This window comes from Streptococcus oralis (genome assembly GCF_001578945.1).
GTDB lineage: Bacteria > Bacillota > Bacilli > Lactobacillales > Streptococcaceae > Streptococcus > Streptococcus oralis_Q.
On sequence record NZ_KQ969551.1, the window covers coordinates 413689 to 415968 of the forward strand.

Here is a 2280-nt window from a genome sequence, read left to right on the forward strand (position 1 = left end):
TATGGAGATAAATTCTTGAGCATTCTTGGACAGATGAATGAATTTGAAGACAGTATCAAAGACTGAAATCGAAAGACCTTCTAACAAAGCCACTCTTGCTCGTAAGCTTGTTTCAAAGTCCAGTTCACCTCGCATTGCCTGGCTTGTAATCTGCGATATTTCTTCTTCGCAACCTGCTTCTTTTCCTAAAAGATCAATCACTTCTTCTGCTATCAGGGTGCCATCAACATCCATGACACAGAGGCCCTTTACTTGAGTCATCACTTCTCCTCTTTTCTAAACAGCCCAAAAATCGTATGAAAGAATCATACGATTTTATCTATTAGTCGACTAAACTATGGTACAAGTCCAGATAAGATTTGCAGGCTGTATCCCATGAGAAATCGCATTCCATAGCTTGTTTTTGTAGATTTCTCCAAATGTCCGGCTGATTGTTATAAACATCCAAGGCTGTTTGGAAACTCCAGTTAAGCCAGTATGGTGTTAAATTATCAAAGCTAAATCCAGTACCAGTTCCTTCGATTGGATTGAAGGATTGAACCGTATCACGCAAACCACCAACCTCATGAACCAATGGTAGCGTTCCATAACGCATCGCCATCATTTGAGACAAGCCACATGGTTCAAAACGACTCGGCATGAGGAAGAGATCACAAGCTGCGTAGATTTCTTGAGCAAGTTTGACGTCAAAAGTGATATTTGCTGATAGCTTGTCAGGATAGACTTGAGCAAACCATGAGAAGGAATGTTCAAAAGCCGGGTCACCTGTTCCTAAAAGGACTATTTGAATGTCCTCTTGTAAGAAACGATGCAAACTTTCCACGACAACATCAAAGCCTTTTTGGCGTGTCAATCGAGAGACAATCCCAACTAGTGGAACATCTGCTCGTACTGGTAGACCAACTCTCTCTTGCAATTTTGCTTTGTTTTGTGCTTTTCCTGACAAGTCATCCTTATCAAAATGATAGTCTAAAAGAGTATCTGTCTCTGGATTATAGAGATCAGTATCGATTCCATTAACAATACCCGAAACCTTACCTGACTCCATGCGAAGAATCTGGTCCAAACCGCAACCGAATTGGCTAGTCATAATCTCATGTGCATAGCTAGGAGATACGGTTGAGACACGATCCGCATAGAGAATACCTGCTTTCATCCAGTTAAGACAGTCATTCCAACGAAGGGTTCCATCAGCATACCGTTCAAAACCAACACCAAACAAATCCCACAACATTCCTTCAGAAAATTGACCTTGGAATTCCAAATTATGAATAGTTAAAACGGTTCTGATTCCTTGGTAAGCCTGAATCCAATGGTACTTTTCTTTTAACAAGAAGGGAATCATGGCTGTATGGTAGTCATGAACATGGAGAAGGTCAGGGATAAAGCCGATGCGTTCCATAGCTTCAAGAGCAGCCAGTTGGAAGAAGGCAAAACGTTCACCATCATCGAAATCTCCGTAAACATGACCTCGGAAGAAATAAGTTTGATTGTCTACGAAGTAGAAGGTAACACCATTCAAAACGGTCTTCTTAATACCACAGTACTGTCTACGCCATCCTACACTCACTTCAAAGTGAAGAACATCCTCAATCTGGTCTCCGAACTTAGCCTCTACCATATCATAATAAGGTAAGAAAACTGCAACTTCGTGCCCTGCCTTTACCAGTGATTTGGGAAGAGCGCCAATGACGTCTCCCAAACCACCTGTTTTTGAAAAGGGCGCACCCTCTGCTGCTACGAATAAAATTTTCATGAATGAATATCCTCTGTAACTTTTTCGCCTTTCTTGACTACAACTGGGTGTTCTGCAGTACCGCGAATAACGACACCGTCAGCAACTTCAACCCCTTTGTCCAAGATTGCATACTCAACTTGGGCACCTTGGCCAATCACAACACGTGGGAAGAGAAGGCTGTCTTTAACTAGACTATCCTTATGAACGTGAATATTACGTGATAGGACCGACTGAACTACTTCGCCCTCTATGATACTACCAGAGGCGAACTGCGAAGTACTTACCTTAGAGGTATTTGAGTAGTAAGTTGGTTCTTCGTTCTTAACCTTGGTATAAATTTTTTGGTTAGGTGAGAAGAGAGAGTAGAATTTTTGAGACTCTAGCATATCAATATTGGCTTGATAATAGGACTGAACAGAGTGAATATTGGCTAGGTAGCCAGTGTATTCATAAGCAAAAGCACCTTCTTTAGCTGCCAACTCACGTAAAACATAGCGTAATTTTTCTGGATATTCTTTTTGAACTTCTTCTTCCAAACGCTT

General features: G+C 41.4%; 1 protein-coding gene and 2 pseudogenes. All 3 read right to left on the reverse strand.

Going from position 1 to position 2280, the window contains the following annotated elements:
• Positions 1–261, reverse strand: a pseudogene (locus tag SORDD16_RS04700) (phosphoserine phosphatase SerB); the annotation flags it as partial.
• Positions 262–322: 61 nt separating this feature from the next.
• The gene (gene glgA, locus SORDD16_RS04705; RefSeq protein WP_061452554.1) at positions 323–1756 is read right to left on the reverse strand and encodes a glycogen synthase GlgA; all 1434 of its coding nucleotides are present in this window, start codon (positions 1754–1756) and stop codon (positions 323–325) included.
• Positions 1753–2280 (reverse strand): annotated as a pseudogene (locus tag SORDD16_RS04710) (glucose-1-phosphate adenylyltransferase subunit GlgD); the annotation flags it as partial. The gene glgA and the pseudogene SORDD16_RS04710, both read right to left, overlap by 4 nt.